Raw genomic sequence first — 1029 nt, 5'->3', positions numbered from 1 at the left:
GATCGCCCTGACATGGGCGGTGGCGATCTCGCGCACGTCGTGGCTGGCGCGGCTGCGGTCCTGGTAAAGCGCCATCAACTGGCGGCCATCGATGAGCGGGTTCAGGGGAATCGGTGAGATGATTGGCATGACGGGACCATGCCAGATTTTGTTCATGATTTGAACCCGTACCGCTCATTTGGTGGCCACCCAAATCAATGGGTGCTCGATGGCATGAGCAGGCACGGAGAACCGTATGGCCACCTTCCCTTTCCGTGATGGGTGAACGTGGCGGGACGACCTACGGCGCGGGAGAAGTCCTGGCGTTTATGAGCGACCAGGCCCCGTCGTTTCGATCGTAACCGGCACGCCCTGGCGCAACGAGTTGCTGACCGTCGAAACCGCGCTGGCACGGTCAATGATCCTTTGGGGATCGGACCCGTCCAAGGTCTCGCAGGAAACCGTCATCCTTGCTGCGGTCGCCAGCAGGGGCTTGCCGTCGAGATCAAGCCTCACCGAGACGGCGATCCTGCCGAGTTTCACGCCGATCTCGTCGGCGACATAGCGAAGGTCGTTGCAGAAGCAGCCGCCAATCGCCAGCGCCAGCAGCTGGCCGCCATTGAAGCCCAGGCCCATGCCGCCGGCCTTGCCCTCGTGCCGGTCGACGACGATCGTGTGGCCGCCGGCCCAGCCCATGGCGGCTTCGGTGCCTTCGACATTGTGCAGTTCGACAGTCATCGAGGCCATCGGCATCCTCCCCCCCGTAGCCGAGAGGCTCGGGCCTGGCCGGCACGGATCTATGCGACCGTGACGGATTTATCGCCGAGCGGCGCGGTTCCCGCAATGTCATCGATGATCGGGCAGTCCGGCCGGTCGTCGCCATGGCAGGCCTGGACGAGCTTCTGCAGGGTCGATCGCATCGCCTGCAGCTCGCGCACCTTCTCCTCGATCGCCCTGACATGGGCGGTGGCGATCTCGCGCACGTCGTGGCTGGCGCGGCTGCGGTCCTGGTAAAGCGCCCTCAAAGGGCGGAAAGAGTCGATGGAAAAG

2 protein-coding genes and 1 pseudogene are annotated in these 1029 nt (G+C 64.2%); all 3 read right to left on the bottom strand.

Going from position 1 to position 1029, the window contains the following annotated elements; translation table 11 throughout:
• A pseudogene (locus tag FJ980_RS35755) lies at positions 1-96 on the bottom strand (Cu(I)-responsive transcriptional regulator); the annotation flags it as partial.
• 210 nt (positions 97-306) lie between these two features.
• Complete coding sequence (locus tag FJ980_RS34235) at positions 307-726, bottom strand: OsmC family protein (protein ID WP_140547739.1); 420 nt, start codon at positions 724-726, stop codon at positions 307-309.
• Between the two features lie 50 nt (positions 727-776).
• On the bottom strand, positions 777-1029 hold a 253-nt coding region (locus FJ980_RS34230; RefSeq protein ID WP_181181433.1), incomplete at its 5' end, for a MerR family DNA-binding protein.

Origin of the sequence: Mesorhizobium sp. B1-1-5 (assembly GCF_006443065.1) — a bacterium.
Classification (GTDB): Bacteria; Pseudomonadota; Alphaproteobacteria; order Rhizobiales; family Rhizobiaceae; genus Mesorhizobium.
This window is presented reverse-complemented; position numbering and strand designations above follow the sequence as displayed.